The following is a 16,548-nucleotide window of genomic DNA, read 5'->3' on the forward strand; positions in this document are numbered from 1 at the left end:
TATCTAGATATCCAGCTTGTACCCAACGCCGTAGACCGAGCGGATCGGGCGCTCATCCGGCAGGGCCGCCTCCAGCTTGCGGCGCAGATTCTTGATGTGGCTGTCGACGGTGCGATCGGTGACCACGCGGTGATCCGCGTAGGCGCGATCGAGCAGTTGCTCGCGCGAGAACACGCGCCCCTGGCCCGAGGCCAGCGTTTTCAATAGGCGGAATTCGACCGGTGTCAGGTCGAGCGCCACGCCATGCGCCCGGGCCACAAAGCGTTCGGCATCGATTTCGATGGGCGGCGGCGCCGATCGATCGGCCGCGGTACCGGCGGCGCGACGCAGCACGGCGTTAACGCGAGCGACTACTTCGCGTGGCGAAAATGGTTTGCAGATATAGTCGTCGGCGCCCAGTTCGAGCCCGAGCAACCGATCGATCTCCTCGACTCGCGCCGTGAGCATGATGATCGGCACATCGCTGTTTTCACGCAGCCGGCGACAGACCGCAAACCCGTCCATACCCGGCAGCATGACATCGAGCAGAATTAGCGCCGGCTGCAGGCATCGTGCCGCCCCCATCACCTTTTCTCCGTTGTCGACACAGTGCGGCGCATAACCCGCCGCCACGAGATAATCCGCCAGCAGCGCCGCGAGCTTGGGCTCATCCTCGACCACCAACACCGGGGTCAACGACTTATCCGGCATAGGCGCCTCGACTCGCTCGGGGTGCGCCCAAAGGCAGCGTGACGCAAACACCGACGCCGCCGAGTTCGCTGGCCCGGGCAACGATCGTTCCGCCATGCGCCTCGACGATATTGCGACAGATTGCCAGACCGAGGCCCGACCCGCCGGACGCCCGGCTCCGGGACACATCCGCGCGATAGAACCGCTCGAACATACGCTCGCGCTCGCCAGCATCGACGCCCGGCGCGCTGTCTTCCAGCCACACTTCGATCGACCCGTCGGCCGTTTGCATGCGCACGCGGACTTCGCCCCCCGCGTTGGTATAACGCAGGCTGTTCTCCAGAAGATTCTGGAACAACTGGATCAGCCGATCCTCGTCCGCCAGCAGCCAGACCGGCGTTTCGGGCAGCTCCCAGTGGATGCACAGATCGGCCTGGGCGAAGCGCCCGCGATGGCTCTCTTCCAGATCGCCGAGGAGCGCGGTCACGTCGATCTCGGTCTTCCGATACGCCAACGCACCGGCATCCGACAACGACAGCTCATAGAGATCGTCGACCAGCTGCGAGAGCAGCCCGATCTCACTGGTCAGCGAGCGCGTAGCCTCGGGCGTGAACGGCCGCACGCCGTCCTCCAGCGCTTCCAGCTCACCGCGCAGCACCGACAACGGCGTGCGCAGCTCGTGCGAAATGTCCGCCATCATCCGGCGCCGCATGGCCTCATTGCGTGCCAGCGTGTCTGCCAGATGGTTGAAATCCAGGGCGAGACGACCGATTTCGTCGCCGCGCCCGAGCGTTACGCGGGCGTCGTAATAGCCCGCGGCGAGACGGTGTGTCGCATCCGCGATACGGCGGATCGGCGTCAGCAATGTACGAGCCAGTAGCCAGGCCAGCAATGCAGACAGCATGAGCGCGATACCGGCGAACAACCAGATCGCCGTGGACTGACGGCGTTGGAACTGGACATCGGCCTGAGAGGTCGCTTTCTGGATGGGCGTGAGCATAAGCCAGCCGATGAGTTGGCCGTTGGCCCGCTTTAACGCAAGCCAGCGCGGCTCGCCCTGCTCTGGATCCCGAGGCGCGCCTATCACGTGCCTTCCGGACGCATCGAACAGGCCAATGCGCAAGTTGGCGCCCAGCAGATCGGCCGCTGGCGGCGCGTGCCGACTCGGATCGAACGTCGACGTACGCAGGATGTCGAACCAGCGCCGCGGATCATTCCGCATGAAACGCCAGCTCCCGCCATCGCTCTCGTAGGCCCGGATCAGCGGCTTTTCAAGCGCCTTGGTCCGAGCCAGCGCCTGCTGATTCAGATAACCCACGAAGCCGGTGCTCAGGTTGTAACTCGCAATCGCCCCCATCGCGATCACACTGGCCACGCTGGTCGCAAAAATGGCGGTGAACAGCTTGGCCCCTAGATTGATACGTATCACGGGAAGATGGCAGATCGATCGCAGCGAACTCCAGCGTCGCATTAGAGCGACCCGCCCGGCCTGACACAAGCACCAGCGCTAAAACTCCACGATTTCTGCATATTCTCTGCACATTGGACTCGCAGAATTGAGCCATCGAATCGAGCCACTCGATGCCCGCACCGCCATGGAGCTGCGACCGCCGCACTGGGGTAGGAAAAGCTTTCGGGGCTGCCATGCGCCCCCCGGCGACTGGCCAACCCCTGGTCGGGAGGACCTGGTGGGGTCGGGAGGCATGAATCGACGAGCTTGGGCCACAACCGATCCATATCGATCGGGGGTCCCCGAGCAGAAGACACATCAGCCAGCCGTCACATAACGCAACGACACGTTCTTTTTTTCAATCCCAACGGTCGGATCTACCCAAACGAACAATCCGATCGCCCCAGTTTGCCGACGCGTGGTCAAACAAGACCCGCGGTACGGTCGCGATCTTCAGACTATCGTGGTACCCCCATCGCGATCTGCTGCCGGACAGCCCCTCAATGCCGCGTTTCCCCAAGGCGTAGGCATCCGACTTTGTCCATTCGCAGCAGCCGGTCAACGGAGATTCGGCCGTCCCAAAGGTACCGCCTTGCTTTTTTTTGCAGGGAGACCGAGGTGGTGCTTGCATCGCAACGGCCTTACGGCCACCGTCGGCAATTTTTAGTACATCACCCGGATACCGTCTCCGGGTGATGGTTTGCCTGCGCTGCGTTGGCCCGCAGTATCAACATATTATTCAGTTACGAGCCGCATATGGCATTGCTGAATATTCGGTGTCGAACCGCTGGGTAGCGTATTGCATCTTCTGCGCCAAAACTTCCGGGGCGCGTGCCCCTTCGGTCCAGGCCCCAATCCGAATACGACTCGGCGCCTCGTCGATGCGAGCTCGCTGAGACGGAAACCGGCGTTCGTACTCGCCAATTCAGGTCCCGGCTAGTACATTGCCCGCACGGCGGCGGTTACTTGCATCAACGCCGAACCGCCGCTTCATTGTCAATTCCGGAGCCCTGCATGACCACTGCCGTTTTCAAGCGTCTGGCTACCCTAGCCGGCGTCGGACTGCTCGCCACCACGATCGCGGCCAGCGCCCAGCCGACCAAGAAACCGGTCGCCAGCGATCTGCCGCCGGTCCTCGCCAAGGCCGTGAAGAACGGCTCGATCGAGGTGACTCGGCAGTTCAAGACCGATGTACCGGGCGTGACCGGCTATGTGCTGCAAAAAGGCGGGCAACACCAGATCGTCTATGGCGAAAAGGGTTATCTGTTCATGGGTCAGCTGGTGTCGCCGTCGGGCGAGAATCTGTCGGCCCAATACACCGATAAGTACGTGCCCAAGCCGGATGTGGCCAAAGTGGTTGCCGAGCTCAAGAAGACCGGCCATCTGGTGCAGCAGGGCCCCAGCGATGCACCGGTGATCTATGTTTTCGCCGACCCGAACTGTATCTACTGCCATCGCTTCTACCAGCAGGCCGAGCCGCTGGTTAAAGCCGGCAAGCTACAGCTGCAATGGGCCATGGTGGGCTTTCTGAAAGAATCCAGCATGGGGCGCGCCGCGGCCATTCTGTCCGCCAAGGACCCGGGCAAGGCGCTGGTCGAAAACGAGAACGGCTTCGACGAAGACACTGAGGACGGCGGCATCAAACCGGTCGACTCGCCGTCCGACAAGCTCAAGGACATCATCAACGTGCATTACAAGCAGATGTCGGCCGCCGGCGGCACCGGTACGCCCACGCTGCTTTACAAGCATGACGGCCACTGGGCGGCCAAGATCGGCGCCCCGGGCAAAGCCTGGCTCAAGCAGTACATCGATAACCAGGGCAGCTGATCGCCATACCGCGGCACACGGCCGGGTGCTAAAGCGTCCGGCGCCGCTTTATTTGCAGGATAGCCGCTTTGCTGGGACCGACCTTGCGCTCTCGCCTGATCGCCGGCACATGGCCGGCCTACGCCCTTGCCCTGATCGCCGGGATGATTTCGGTGACCGCGTTCGCGCCTTTCGGCGCGTTCTGGGTGCTACCGCTCACGCTGGCCGTGCTGTTTCGCCTCGCCGACAGCCGCACCGTGCGCCGGGCCGCCGCGATCGGTCTGGCATTCGGCATCGGCCAGTTCGGAGCCGGCACCTACTGGATCCTGATCGCGTTATCCGGCGTCGGCGGCGCGCCGCTGCCGCTGGCGGTCGGCCTGCTGCTGGGCCTGATTGTGCTGCTCGCCGCGTTCATCGCGCTGAGTCTGGGCGTGGCCGCCCGTATCGCGCCGCATCCGGGCGCGCTGCGCTACCTGATCTGGCTGCCGATCCTCTGGACGCTGGTCGAGTGGCTACGCAGCTGGGTGTTTTCCGGCTTTCCCTGGCTGTCCGCAGGCTATTCCCAGATCGCCTCGCCGCTGGTCGGCATCGTCCCGATTCTGGGTGTATTCGGGGCAAGCTGGGCAGTCGCCCTGTCGGCTGGCGCGCTCGCCTGGGCCAGCACACAGCCGCGCCGTGCGCCGTGGGCCATCGCACTGCTGATCGTGCTCTGGACGGGCGCTTTCGGCCTGCGGCATGTGCACTGGACAACCCCGAACAGCAAGCCCTTGAGCGTCACCCTCGTTCAGGGCGACATCGCGCAACAGGCCAAGTGGTCGCCCGAGTCGGTAAATCAGGCGATTTATCGCTATGGCGACCTGACCCGGGGCCACTGGCAGTCGGATCTGGTGATCTGGCCGGAAACCGCCATCCCGGATTACTACCGATCGGTCAAACCGGCACTCGAGAATCTCGGCAAGCGGCTGGCCAAACACGACACCACTCTGATCACCGGGCTATTGCGCGCCAGCGACGATGGCCAGCACATATACAACAGCGTGGTCGCGGTCGGCGCGGGCAACGGGCTGTATGCGAAGCGGCATTTGGTGCCGTTCGGCGAGTATTTTCCAGTCCCGGAGATCGTGCGGCGCTGGATGGCCGAATCCGGCATGCCGTATTCCGATCTCACACCTGGCGCGGCGCATCAGAAACCGATCGTCGCCGGCCAGCTCGCGCTCGGGATCTCGATCTGCTACGAGGACATCTTTGGCGACCTGATCGCGAGCGACGTGCCACCCGCGAACGTGCTGGTCAACGTCTCGGACGATGCCTGGTTCGGGCGCTCCATCGGCCCGGATCAGCACTTCGAGATCGCCCGCATGCGCGCGGTGGAAACCGGGCGCTATCTGCTGCGCGCGGACAACAGCGCGGTGACCGGCATCGTAGCGCCGAGCGGCGTCGTGGTCGCGCGAGCGCCGGATTTCAAATCGACCGCCCTCACCGGGCACTTTCGCTCGTACACCGGGCTCACGCCGTTTGCACGCTGGGGCAACGACGGCGTAGTGGTCCTGGCGCTGGCCATCGGCGGGCTGGCCGCGCTCGGCCAATGGCTGCGCTCGCGCCGTCGGCGCTGATCGAGTCGGCGGCCGGTCGCCGGCTCATCGGCCTTGCTTTAACGGCCCCACTTGAAACTCGCGGCCTCTCCGTTGACTCCCGGACTGTAGCTGGCCGGCAAATCCTGCTAAAACGAGTCGAGTTGTATTTGCCGACCGTTCGGAGGTCCCTGACATGTCATCGGTTTCTCCCGCCCCCGTGGATCGTCGTGCCGATCGCGGCATTGCCGCGCCACTACCGCGCGATATCCGAAAGACCGCCATCGATCCCGACTACTGGTATCCGCTGGCTCGATCGCGCGACATACCGCGCGGCGGCAAGAAGGGCGTGAGCTTTGCCGGCGAGCCGATCGTGCTCGCGCGCACGGAAACCGGCCATATCTTTGCGCTGGAAGATCGCTGCGCGCATCGCCAGGTGCCGTTGTCGCTGGGCGAAGTCCGCGGCGAGCGCCTGCTCTGCGGCTACCACTGCTGGGCGTACAACACCGCGGGCGCCTGCATCAACGTACCGTATCTCGATAAGGACAAGTCGCTGCCCAACGGCGTGAAGAGCTATCCCTGCGTGGAAGCCTACGGTCTGGTCTTCGTGTACCCGGGCGACGTGAACGCCGCCGGTATCGAGCGCTTCCCGCACATCCCGACCTGGGGCGATCCGGCCTACAAGACCCGCTATCTGGACCGGCGCATCGATTGCCACTACAGCTTCATGCACGAGAACCTGATGGATATGAACCATCAGTTCCTGCATCGCAGCCTGATGGGCAGCATTAACCCCACGGCACTCGACATCCGCGAAGGCGATGGCTGGGTCGAAGTCGACTACACCTTCCATCGGGCCCGCGGCAAACAGCCGATCGGCGAGAAGTTCATGCTGGGGCGTCGCTCGAAAGCCCCGAACGCCAAGTCCGAGGCGCGCGAAGACAAGGACATCATGACCATCCGCACGGGCTATCCATACCAGACGCTGCAGTTCTGGACGGCAGGCTCGAGCGAACCGGCGCTCGACCTGTGGAATGCTTACGTCCCGATCGATGCCGAACAACGCAAGAACCACACCTTCGGGTTGATGATGGTGCGCAAACCGGGCGTCCCGGGTGCGATTCATCTGCTGTGGCCGTTCATCATCGCTTTTACCAACGGCATCTTCGGCCAGGACGAGGACATCGTCGAAGCCGAACAGCGTGCGTTCGATGCCCAGGGCGAGGATCGGAACAACGAAATCTTCCCGATCATCCAGAAACTGCGGCATCTGCTGGTGACCCAGGGCCGGCCCATCCCGGGCGTGGAATAGCCGCTGCGTTAATCAGCCCGACCCAAGACGCCGTCGCGCCCCGAGCGGCGGCGTCCATCCGAGGCTCCGCGAAGCAGGTTCGCTGGCGTGCCACGTGTTCAATCCGCTAATGAACGCATAAGCGCATGCACGACGGACGGGGTTCGCGGCTCTTTGGGGCCTCGTGCGGCGTGTGCCGGTCGCTACGTTGTTTGAGGCACTGATCCGCAGATTTCACAGATCACGCAGAGGGCGGTTAATCGTTGGAGGGCAAGTTCGCTCGGGGGCACGAACGGGCGTTGCTCATCCGTTGCCCGACGAATCGTGCAAGTTGCAAACTTTATCTCGCGCCGTCGCCAGTGAGCGCCTCACATCCGCTACGCCACGAAAGCAGAACTGTACCTGCGAAATCTATGGATCGTTTTCTGCACGGAACGAAACAATGGCGCCCCGTGTCAGCCGAGCCAAAATACGGGTTCGCCATTCGCGTTCATTTGCGGACTGGCCAGGCTTTTTGAAACAAGCCAAAAAAGCTTGGAGCGCCTATGGCGCGTCCAGGATCTGGCGGGCGTTGTGTTCGTCGGTAATCAATACATTCGCGTAGCCGCCGCGCAGGGCGGCCCGGGTGACTTCGAACTTACCGCGGCCACCGGAAATAAGCACGACATGATCGAGCGCGCGCAGGTCTTCGAGGCCGACCGCGGTCGTCCGGTCGTTGACCGGGTGCGCCACGCGTGCACCGTGGGCATCGATGAAGTGCCCCAGCAGATCGCCGACCGCCCCGGCCGCACGCAGATCAGTTACATCCTGCGGGTCATGCAAGCCATGATTGACGACCAGAGAATCGACCATGTTACCGGCGGTGAGCACGGCGATATCGGCCCGGCGCGCCCTGTCGTAGGTTTCGCGGATTGCGCTCTGGGCCAGCAGCAGGTCGCGCGCGGCTTCGTTTTCGGCATAAATCGGTGCCGCGAAGTAGTAGCAATCCGCCGACAACCGATTGGCGAAATCGAACACGATTTCGAAGGTATTGAGGATCGGGCAGCGCGACAGCCCGCCCTGTAACGAGACCACCGACATCGCGCGATAGGTCCGGGCCTCGAGCGCCCGCAGCGTGTGCTCGAGCGTTTGCCCCCATCCGATGCCCACGGTCTGGCCGTCGCGCAGGGCTGCGGTGAGATAGCGCCCGGCCCCCAGGCCCAGCGCGACACGATGCTTGTCGGCGTTGTCCGGGGCCGGCACGACCACCGCCTGGCGCAGCCCATAGCGGGCCACGAGCCCGGCTTCCAGGGCCACGCAGTCGGCCAGCGGACTGTCGATCCGGATCCGTACGACGCCGGTTTCCCGGCCGGCCGCCAGCAGCCGGTTGATGCGCCCGCGATGGGTATTCAGCCGGTCGGCGATCTGTTGCTGAGTCAGGTGACCCACGTAGTAATACCAGGCCACCCGCGTAAGGAGTTGTTCGTCGACATCAAGCGCCGAATCGTGTTCGGCGCCGATCCTGTTTTCGGGCATATTCGGGCTCGATGCGCGCTGCTTATTTCACCGCACCCAGCGTCAGCCCGCGCGCGATGTACTTGTGGACGATGATGCCGCCGATGATCACCGGCGCACAGATCATGGTGGAGCTGGCCATGACCTTGGTCCAGGGTACCGAGTATCCGCCCAGATAGGCCATGGCGATGGTGGGCGCGGTACGGGCGCTGTCGCTGGGCGTCAGCACGAAGGCATAGAGCAGATCGTTCCAGGCGAAGATACCGGACAGAATAGCGGCGACGGCGATGCCGGGTTTGACCAGCGGCAACGCAATCCGCAGGAAGATGGTGAACCGGTTGAGTCCGTCCAGCTGGGCCGCTTCTTCGAGCGCGACCGGCACCGAGCGGAATTGATCGACCAGCAGCCAGATGATCAACGGGACAACGAAAACCTGATACACCAGAATCAGCACGATCGGGTTGTTGATCAGATGCAGCTTGACCGCCGTCATGTAGAACGGCAGCAGAATCACCACCGGCACGAGCATCCAGTTGGTGACGTACCAGAACCACACTTCCTTGCGTCCGCGGAACTGGTAACGGGCAATCCCGTAGGCCGCCGGCGCCCCGACCATCAGGCCGAGCAGCACGGCACAGCCGACCACCAGCGCCGAATTACCCAGCGCCCGGAGAATGCCGGAGTTGGCCAGCGCGTCGACATAGCCAGCCACCGTGGGCGACCACAGCCAGGGCGGCGGCACCCGGAAGAGCTGGTCCGCGCTCTTGAACGAAGCCGCGACCATCCAGTACAGCGGGAACAGAATCACGACCAACACGATCAGGATCAGCACGGCGTGCCCGATACGGGCGACAAGGTCTCGAGTCATGGCAGTTCTCCCCCTTCTCGTCAGTCGTCTTTGTCGGTATAGAACAGCCGGATATAGATCCGGGCGAGCACGATCGACATGATCAGCATGAGAATCGACTCGGCGGAGGCCAGACCGATGTTGAAGCCACGGAACGCGGTGCGTTCGATCTGGAGCATCGCAAACATGGTCGAAGTACCGGGCCCGCCCTGGGCGATCGAATAGATCATGCCGAAAGACTTGATCGTGAACGCCGTCTGGAACACGAGCGCTGCCGTGATGCCGGGCCACATGTAAGGCAGGATCACGCTCTTGAAGCGCGGCCACCAGCGATCGGTCTCCAGCATGACCGCTTCTTCGATATCAGTGGGCACGGTCGACAGACTGGCCGAGAGCACCAGCGCCACGAACGGCGTCCACTCCCAGATATGGACGGCTACGACGGTGGCGAAGGCGCTCACGGAACCGCCCAGCCAATCCACCGGCGCGATCCCGATCAGCCCAATCAGGTAATTGATGATGCCGAACTGCTGATTGAACATGAGTTGGGCCAACAGGCCGATCACCGCCGGCGTGATCGCGATCGGGATCACCAGACAGACCTGCAGGGCCCGCCGCAGCCAGACGTTGTGGGCCGAATCCAGAGCGAAGGCGATGACCAGCCCGAGCACGAGCTCAATCGGCAGCGTGATCGCCAGCAGGATGAGGGTCCGCAACACCGACCAGCCGAAATCCGACGAGGTCAGAGCCTGTACGTAGTTGCCGAAACCGGCAAAGCTCGGCGTACCGAAACCCATCGTCCAGTTGAAGGTCGAGTAGTAACCGGTGTAGATGACCGGAAACAACCCGATCGCCAGCAACAAAACGAGCGATGGCGAAACGAAAAACCACGGCGCCAGACGTTCACGCCACGGCTGCTTGTATTCGGGTTTGATGGGTGTCTGGCTCACGTTGAAGACCCGGCCGAAAGAAAACCAGCAGTCGACAGATCCGGGCAAGAAAACGCCCGGACCTGCCGACAGGACTTGTGCCCAGCAGCGCGCTTACTGCGCCGACTTGGACTCATACTTGGAGATGTACTTCTCGGGCTGATTGGCATGAGCCCAGCAATCCGAACTGTCCATGTACTTCTGCAACGCATCGGCCATGTCGTGCAGGCTCGACTTGACCGGCAGGCGTTTCTGCTCGATGCGTGAACCCCAGTCCGAGACGATGTTGGAGAACTGCGGATAGCACTGCAGCTGCGGACGCCAATCCGGCACCGTCGAATGCTCCCAGGTCGCGACCATTGGCTTGAGGTAAGGATTGTCCGCCTGGATCGACGGATCGGTATCGGCGCTGCGACGGGCCACGACCGCACCTTTCTCGATCAGCGGTTTGGCCATTTCCTTGGAGGTCAGCCACTGGATGAACAGATAGGAGGCGTTCTGCTTTTTCTCCGGTATCTGGGCACTCACCATGTAGGCAAAGCCGCCAAACGCCGACGCGGCCTTCTTCGGGCCTTTCGGCTCGACCGCCACACCGATATCGTCACCGATCGGCGACTGCTTCAGGGTGGTGTAGAACGACGACCACTCGGTGACCATCGCCGCTTTCTTCTGGATCAGCATCTGGATGACCTGCGGATGGTCATCCGACACAATGCCCGACGGCATCAGTTTGACCAGCTTGCGCCGGAACTGGATGCCGGCGACCGAGTCCGGCGAATCCACCATCACCTTCTTCTGGCCGATATCCAGGAACCGACCGCCCCACGGCCACAGGAAGCGTGCGAAGGCATCCGCGGTCTGGGTCTCGTTATGAGCCGACTGCAGGACATAGCCGTAGACGCCTTTGTCCTTGTTGGTCAGCTTCTTGTCGTAGTTATACAGCTCGTCCCAGGTCTTGGGCGGGCCGTCGAAGCCGGCATCGGCCAGCATCTTCTTGTTATAGAATAGCAGCCCGGCATAGCTATCGAAAGGCAGACCGTAGAGCTTGTCGTTGACCGTAAAACTGGCCAGCCAAACGGGGAAGAAATCCTTCAGGTCGAGCGCCGGATCGGCCAGCTTCGGGTTGTCCGTGAAGTGCTTCATCGGCACGACCCAGCCCGCATCGACGAAGGTTACCGGCCAGACGACGTCGCTGAGTACGACATCGTACTGTCCGCTCTGCGAGACGAAGTTCAGCGTCTCGGCCTTGAGCGTGCTCTCGTAGGGGAAAGTGGTCCAGTTGACATGGATTCCGGTTTCTTTCTCGAACTCCGGGGTTAGAGCCTGGGCCGCCTTGTAGCTGGGCCGTTCGAGACCGACCACGTTAATAGTGACGCCCTTGTAGGGCTGCGCGGCTTCCTTGAGGTTCCAGGCCAACGAGCTGCCGCTGAACATCAGTCCCAGCAGCGCCGTGCCGGCTATGGCCAATCGCCGATGATTTTTTCTCATAACTCCCTCGCCTGGATACCCGGGGCCGCGCCACCACCGAACGAATCCGGCCGCCGGCACCCATCGATCCGCTTTGTATGTTGCCGCCCTTGCGCCGGTCTACGACGTAAGGACAGGTTGCTCCACACGGCTGACGGCGAAACAATTGCAGAGCCGTCGTTACACATGTGAAACCATAAGCTACGAGTTGTACGACGAGACAAACAATGCGTCTTTCGGCTTATAGGGTTCGCGCTGCGTCAATGGCGGATCCTCAACGCCGCCAAGGCATCGATGGGCGTCCGTTCCTGCCGGGCGTTCGGGTTTTCGCGAAGGAGTCCGCTATGGCACAGGTTCGGCTCGAAGGAATCGACAAGGTCTTTGGTACGCAGCAGGTACTGCACAGCGTCGATATCGATATCGAGGACAGCGAGTTCATGGTCTTCGTCGGGCCGTCCGGCTGCGGCAAGACCACCTTGATGCGTACGATTGCCGGCCTGGAGCGGCCAGACCGCGGCACGGTGCGTATCGGCACCACCGACGCCACCCACCTGCATCCCGCGCATCGCGGCGTAGCGATGGTGTTCCAGTCCTATGCGCTGTATCCGCACATGACGGTGCGCGAGAACATCGCGTTCGGGCTGCGTCTGTCGAAAAAGTCGCGCGCCGAGATCGCCAAGGCGGTCGACGAAGTGGCTGCGATTCTGCAGATCGAGCCGCTTCTCGACCGCAAGCCGGCCGCCTTGTCGGGTGGCCAGCGCCAGCGAGTGGCGATCGGACGTGCGATCGTGCGGGACCCGCAGGTCTTCCTGTTCGACGAGCCGCTATCCAATCTCGATGCAGCGCTACGCGTACAGATGCGGGTGGAACTGATCAAGCTCCATCGGCGCCTGGGCGCCACCATGGTCTATGTCACCCACGATCAGATCGAAGCCATGACCATGGCCGATCGCATCGTGGTGCTGCGCGACGGCCGGGTCGAGCAGGTCGGCACCCCGCTCGACCTCTACGAACGGCCGAACAACCGGTTCGTAGCCGGCTTCATCGGTTCGCCGAAAATGAACTTCCTGGAAGTGCCGTTGCACGAAAGCACCGGCCAGAGCACCACGATCGGCCTGCCGGACGACCAGAGCCTCACCGTACCGGCCGACAGCCGCAACGCCGATCCCGAGGGGCCGTTCGTGCTCGGTATCCGGCCGGAACATTTCGGCCTGGATGACGGCGTCGACGGCCCGGCCGATGTGCATCTGGCGGCCGAGGTCTCCGTGGTCGAGCACCTGGGCGGCGAGATCATCGTCCATGCTCGCCTGGCCGATGGCCGCGAAGTTCAGGTCAAGGAAGCCGGCCATCGCCGGATCGCCAACGGCGATCAGGTCCAGATTGCGCTGCGGGCCGCGCACTGCCATCTGTTCGATGCCTCCGGGCGCGCCCTGACCCGTTACGACACCCACCGCGAGGCCGAAACGCCGGTCGGCGCCTGATGCCGGTCTTTCCGCGCTTGTCCTATTCGAGGAGCGAAGATGTCCCATTTGCGTTTCGCCGGCCGTCGCGCGCTGGTCACCGGCGCCAGCCAGGGTATCGGCAGCGCGACCGTCACGCGCCTGATCGAAGAAGGCGCCGAAGTCTGGGCGCTGGCGCGTAACCGCGAGCGGCTCGACGCGCTCGCCGCGGCGACCGGCTGCACCCCCTGCCCCGTGGATCTGTCCGATCGCGGCGCGATCGAGGCCTTTCTGGACGCCGCACCGCCCTGCGACCTGCTGGTCAACTGTGCCGGCTTGGTGCACGTCGAACCGTTCGTCGATACCGATCTGGCACGCGTCGACGAAACCCTGCAGGTCAACACCGTCGCCCCGTTACGTCTGGCCCAGCGCCTGGCACGAGGCTGGATCGAACAAGGCACGCCCGGCGTAATCGTGAACGTCTCCAGCATCGCCAGCACGGTCGGCACCCCCGGCCATGCCGCCTATTGCGCGTCGAAGGCCGGGCTCGACGCGCTGACGCGCGTGATGGCGATCGAACTGGGCCCGCACGGGATTCGGGTCAACAGCGTCAACCCGGTGGTTACGCTCACGCCGATGGCCGAAAAAGCCTGGGCCGATCCCGACAAGGCCGCTGGCATGAAAGCCCGTATCCCGCTGGGCCGTTTCGTCGAAAGCGAAGAGGTCGCCGCAACCATCGCCTATTTGCTGAGCAGCGACGCAGCCATGGTGCACGGCGTATGCCTGGACGTGGACGGCGGCTTCAAGGCCGGCTGAGAACGACCACGGCCGATCGCCGCGTCGGCGATCGAGCCGCGGCGCCGGCGACTGGCACGCATTCCAGCCGGTCGTGATCAGGCGCCCGACGTGGAATCTCGGATCAGCCACGCCCTAGCCATGCAAGACTTCGCCGCGCTGTGCCGCATCAGAAATCCGTCTCCAAGGCGTGGCGTCGCGAGAGACGCCTTGGTATTTCTACCGATAGCGCACCCGTTTGCACGGCGCTAGCTTCATCTAGCGGGCCATTCCGGCCTGCCGGCTCAGAAGCCGCCATCGCATTGACAGCCCCCGTCGATGCGTCGAAGTGTCTATCCCCGGACGCTTCAATAGAACCGGAGGGTTCTCCCATGATTGACGAGGATCGCAAGAAAGGTACGGCCGACAAGATCAAGGGTAAGGTTAAAGAAACCGTCGGCAAGGTGAGCGGCGATAAGGACAAGGAAGCCGAAGGCAAAGTCCAGAAGAACAAGGGCAAGGCCCAGGACAAGCTCGGCAAAGCCAAAGACAAGGTTCGTGACGCTCTGGATTAAGCGCCGATTCTGTTAAGGCGACGGCCGGGGCGCTTAGCGCCCCGGCTGTTCGTGACCGGCGATACGGCCAAGGTCGGCGCCGCTGCGGGGGGCGTTATTTAAAGCGAACTGTGGCGACGCGCCGTCGCCGCGGGTCGCTACTACGCCCGCCAGCGCGATGAGCGCCATGCCGACCAACGCCAGCATATCCGGCACTTGGCCGAATAGCGCAAGGCTCCAGAACCCGGAGAACACGAGATAGCTGTAGTCGCCAGCCGCCACCAGCGGCGCCGGTGCCATCTGGTAGGCCCGTGCCATGGCAATGCTGGCCGTCACGGCGATTACGGCCAGGCCGGCGAGCAACGGTGCGATCTCAACCGCCGAAGTCACCGTGATCGCGTGCCATCCGGTCGCGATGAACGCCAACCCCGGATCGGAAAGCGACGTCGCCGAGAACATCGGCACCACGATCAACCCCACGCTGCCGACGATCAGAAACAGCACATGCATGGCCAGCGCCATGGCAAGCGGGGACTCCGCACGACAGTGCGAGGCCGTAATCAGTGCCGCCAGCGCATATAACACGGCGCCGCCGACCGGCAGCAGCATCATGGGCAAGAACGCCGAACCGCCCGGCCGCAGCAAGACCAGCACGCCGACAAAGCCGAGGGCTACACCGACGCCTTCCATCCGCGCCAGAGCCCGGCCCGGGCGTAGCGCCACGAACAACGAAATGAGGACCGGCGCTGTGTACAGGCCTGCGGACACAACGGGCAGGGTGAGCCGCGTGAGCGCCAGATACACCATGAGCCACATGCCGACCAGCAAGACACTACGCAATGCCACCCAGCCGGGACGGCGTAGTCGGAGCATACCGGACGAGCGCGCGAACATGGCCAGCAGCGCGATCATCGGCAGCGCGATGAGCGACCGCAGGAACACCAGCTGCCATACGCTCACCTGATCCGAAATAATCTTGACCAGGCCATCGCCCAGCGCCAGTACGATCGCCGCGAACACGATGCAGCCCAATCCGCCCGCGGCCGGCGATATCCGAAATCCGAACAGATCCATGACGTCGCTCCATGCGCTCCGGATGGTCGATGCATCGCCAGCATGGGCCTGACACGACGCCCGCCCCGGCCGACAGCCGATGGCGATGCGCCGAGATCAGACGCTCTCGCTGACGGCATCGCTCGTCTTTATCGAACGCGATGATCGACCGGCGGGCGGGCGGCGTCACGCGATGATTCATCGCGTTCGCATAATCTGGCGTAATGTGTGCACATGAATCGCCTACGCCGTAGCCTGCCGCCGCTCGCCAGCCTTATGCCGTTCGAAGCGGCCGCCCGTTTGGAGAGTTTCACGCGCGCCGCCGCCGAACTGCATCTGACCCAGGCCGCAATCAGCCGCCAGATCCGAGCGCTGGAAGACGATCTCGGCGTGACGCTGTTCACCCGAGGCCATCGCGCGGTCCACCTCACCGAAGCGGGAGCCGAACTTGCCCGGGCGGTCACCGGCGGGCTGGAAGGCATCGCCGCCTGCGCGGACCGACTACGCGCCCGCCGCGATCACGACGACATCGTGCTGCTCGCGGAAATGTATGTCGCCATGTACTGGTTGATCCCACGGCTGCCGGCGTTTCAGGCTGCCCATCCGGACATTCGGCTGCGCGTCAACGCCTCGACCCAGCCGTTGACCCAGGCCGAGGAATCATTCGACCTGGCGCTGCAATGCAGCACCCGCCCGGCTGGCACGATCGAACCGATGTTCTCGGTACCCGACGCCGTGTTTCCGGTGTGTGCGCCGAGCGTGGCCGGGGCCGGCACCCTGACCGCCCGCGACCTGTGCCATCACCGGATTCTGCATTGCCGGGATGATCCCCAGGACGGCTGGCTGACCTGGCCGGCATGGCTGGACGCGGTACAACGCCGCGCGACGCTGGGCGACGGTACGATTTTCGACAGCTACCCGGTGGTACTGCAGGCCGCGATCATGGGCCAGGGCATCGGGCTCGGCTGGGAACGCGGTATCGAGCATCTGCTGGCCGATGGTCAGCTCGTGCGCCCCATGACCGAATCGCTCACGCTGCCGCGCGGTCTGTCACTCTATGCCGCGCCCGGCCGCGAAGACGACGACCGCGTAACCACCGTGGCCGGGTGGCTGGCCACGGCGCTGGGCGGCCCCGCCGGGTGCTAGGTGTCCAGTCCCGCCAACAACTGGTTTGGCGGATAAAAGAATGGCTGGGGATCTCGCG

At 63.5% G+C, this 16,548-nt stretch carries 14 protein-coding genes; 7 read left to right on the forward strand and 7 right to left on the reverse strand.

Annotation, left to right across the window (positions count from 1 at the left end):
• Positions 1–3: 3 nt before the first annotated feature.
• Positions 4–690 (reverse strand): response regulator, encoded by a 687-nt coding sequence (locus tag C41B8_RS14545; RefSeq protein ID WP_037339715.1) that lies wholly within the window; start codon positions 688–690, stop codon positions 4–6.
• A complete protein-coding gene (locus tag C41B8_RS14550) occupies positions 680–2,098 on the reverse strand; it encodes an ATP-binding protein (RefSeq protein WP_051883582.1) in 1,419 nt (472 codons plus the stop codon). The genes C41B8_RS14545 and C41B8_RS14550 overlap by 11 nt, the downstream gene beginning before the upstream one ends.
• A gap of 1,035 nt (positions 2,099–3,133) precedes the next feature.
• On the opposite strand from C41B8_RS14550, the gene dsbG reads away from it, so the two are divergent.
• From dsbG to C41B8_RS14565, 3 genes are all read left to right on the forward strand, one after another.
• On the forward strand, positions 3,134–3,946 hold the full coding sequence (gene dsbG, locus C41B8_RS14555; protein WP_051883583.1) for a thiol:disulfide interchange protein DsbG: 813 nt from the start codon (positions 3,134–3,136) through the stop codon (positions 3,944–3,946).
• Positions 3,947–4,014: 68 nt separating this feature from the next.
• On the forward strand, positions 4,015–5,538 hold the full coding sequence (gene lnt, locus C41B8_RS14560) for an apolipoprotein N-acyltransferase (RefSeq protein WP_084189038.1): 1,524 nt from the start codon (positions 4,015–4,017) through the stop codon (positions 5,536–5,538).
• 154 nt (positions 5,539–5,692) lie between these two features.
• Positions 5,693–6,808 carry an aromatic ring-hydroxylating oxygenase subunit alpha gene (locus C41B8_RS14565; protein ID WP_037339718.1) on the forward strand — a complete coding sequence of 372 codons (1,116 nt, stop codon included), beginning with the start codon at positions 5,693–5,695 and terminating at the stop codon, positions 6,806–6,808.
• Positions 6,809–7,330: 522 nt separating this feature from the next.
• Here C41B8_RS14565 and C41B8_RS14570 read toward each other — a convergent pair.
• The 4 genes from C41B8_RS14570 to C41B8_RS14585 all read right to left on the reverse strand — a co-directional run bounded on the left by C41B8_RS14570 (position 7,331) and on the right by C41B8_RS14585 (position 11,545).
• Positions 7,331–8,302 carry a sugar-binding transcriptional regulator gene (locus C41B8_RS14570; RefSeq protein WP_037339721.1) on the reverse strand — a complete coding sequence of 324 codons (972 nt, stop codon included), beginning with the start codon at positions 8,300–8,302 and terminating at the stop codon, positions 7,331–7,333.
• A gap of 22 nt (positions 8,303–8,324) precedes the next feature.
• The gene (locus C41B8_RS14575) at positions 8,325–9,149 is read right to left on the reverse strand and encodes a carbohydrate ABC transporter permease (RefSeq protein WP_037339723.1); all 825 of its coding nucleotides are present in this window, start codon (positions 9,147–9,149) and stop codon (positions 8,325–8,327) included.
• A gap of 20 nt (positions 9,150–9,169) precedes the next feature.
• Positions 9,170–10,078 carry a carbohydrate ABC transporter permease gene (locus C41B8_RS14580; protein ID WP_051883584.1) on the reverse strand — a complete coding sequence of 303 codons (909 nt, stop codon included), beginning with the start codon at positions 10,076–10,078 and terminating at the stop codon, positions 9,170–9,172.
• A 93-nt stretch (positions 10,079–10,171) separates the two neighbouring features.
• Positions 10,172–11,545 (reverse strand): ABC transporter substrate-binding protein, encoded by a 1,374-nt coding sequence (locus tag C41B8_RS14585; RefSeq protein WP_051883585.1) that lies wholly within the window; start codon positions 11,543–11,545, stop codon positions 10,172–10,174.
• A 323-nt stretch (positions 11,546–11,868) separates the two neighbouring features.
• On the opposite strand from C41B8_RS14585, the gene C41B8_RS14590 reads away from it, so the two are divergent.
• The 3 genes from C41B8_RS14590 (at position 11,869) to C41B8_RS14600 (ending at position 14,312) form a co-directional block, all read left to right on the forward strand.
• Complete coding sequence (locus tag C41B8_RS14590; protein ID WP_051883586.1) at positions 11,869–13,005, forward strand: ABC transporter ATP-binding protein; 1,137 nt, start codon at positions 11,869–11,871, stop codon at positions 13,003–13,005.
• A 48-nt stretch (positions 13,006–13,053) separates the two neighbouring features.
• Entirely contained in the window at positions 13,054–13,779 is a 726-nt protein-coding gene (locus C41B8_RS14595; protein ID WP_037339774.1) for an SDR family oxidoreductase, read from the forward strand.
• A 350-nt stretch (positions 13,780–14,129) separates the two neighbouring features.
• Complete coding sequence (locus C41B8_RS14600) at positions 14,130–14,312, forward strand: CsbD family protein (RefSeq protein WP_198025221.1); 183 nt, start codon at positions 14,130–14,132, stop codon at positions 14,310–14,312.
• 33 nt (positions 14,313–14,345) lie between these two features.
• On the opposite strand, the gene C41B8_RS14605 is transcribed toward C41B8_RS14600, so the two are convergent.
• Entirely contained in the window at positions 14,346–15,365 is a 1,020-nt protein-coding gene (locus C41B8_RS14605; protein WP_051883587.1) for a DMT family transporter, read from the reverse strand.
• Between the two features lie 213 nt (positions 15,366–15,578).
• Here C41B8_RS14605 and C41B8_RS14610 point away from each other — a divergent pair, with 213 nt between their 5' ends.
• On the forward strand, positions 15,579–16,490 hold the full coding sequence (locus tag C41B8_RS14610; RefSeq protein ID WP_037339726.1) for a LysR family transcriptional regulator: 912 nt from the start codon (positions 15,579–15,581) through the stop codon (positions 16,488–16,490).
• The last annotated feature ends 58 nt before the right edge of the window (positions 16,491–16,548 follow it).

The sequence above is a fragment of the Salinisphaera hydrothermalis C41B8 genome, assembly GCF_000732535.1.
Taxonomy (GTDB): Bacteria; Pseudomonadota; Gammaproteobacteria; order Nevskiales; family Salinisphaeraceae; genus Salinisphaera; species Salinisphaera hydrothermalis.

What these genes read in the sequence shown, in the direction of transcription:
- C41B8_RS14575 (WP_037339723.1), bottom strand. Translation starts at nt 9,149, where the DNA reads ATGACTCGAGACCTTGTCGCCCGTATCGGGCACGCCGTGCTGATCCTG.
- C41B8_RS14600 (WP_198025221.1), top strand. Translation starts at nt 14,130, where the DNA reads ATGATTGACGAGGATCGCAAGAAAGGTACGGCCGACAAGATCAAGGGT.
- C41B8_RS14565 (WP_037339718.1), top strand. Translation starts at nt 5,693, where the DNA reads ATGTCATCGGTTTCTCCCGCCCCCGTGGATCGTCGTGCCGATCGCGGC.
- C41B8_RS14570 (WP_037339721.1), bottom strand. Translation starts at nt 8,302, where the DNA reads ATGCCCGAAAACAGGATCGGCGCCGAACACGATTCGGCGCTTGATGTC.
- C41B8_RS14605 (WP_051883587.1), bottom strand. Translation starts at nt 15,365, where the DNA reads ATGGATCTGTTCGGATTTCGGATATCGCCGGCCGCGGGCGGATTGGGC.
- C41B8_RS14610 (WP_037339726.1), top strand. Translation starts at nt 15,579, where the DNA reads ATGAATCGCCTACGCCGTAGCCTGCCGCCGCTCGCCAGCCTTATGCCG.
- C41B8_RS14545 (WP_037339715.1), bottom strand. Translation starts at nt 690, where the DNA reads ATGCCGGATAAGTCGTTGACCCCGGTGTTGGTGGTCGAGGATGAGCCC.
- C41B8_RS14585 (WP_051883585.1), bottom strand. Translation starts at nt 11,545, where the DNA reads ATGAGAAAAAATCATCGGCGATTGGCCATAGCCGGCACGGCGCTGCTG.
- dsbG (WP_051883583.1), top strand. Translation starts at nt 3,134, where the DNA reads ATGACCACTGCCGTTTTCAAGCGTCTGGCTACCCTAGCCGGCGTCGGA.
- C41B8_RS14590 (WP_051883586.1), top strand. Translation starts at nt 11,869, where the DNA reads ATGGCACAGGTTCGGCTCGAAGGAATCGACAAGGTCTTTGGTACGCAG.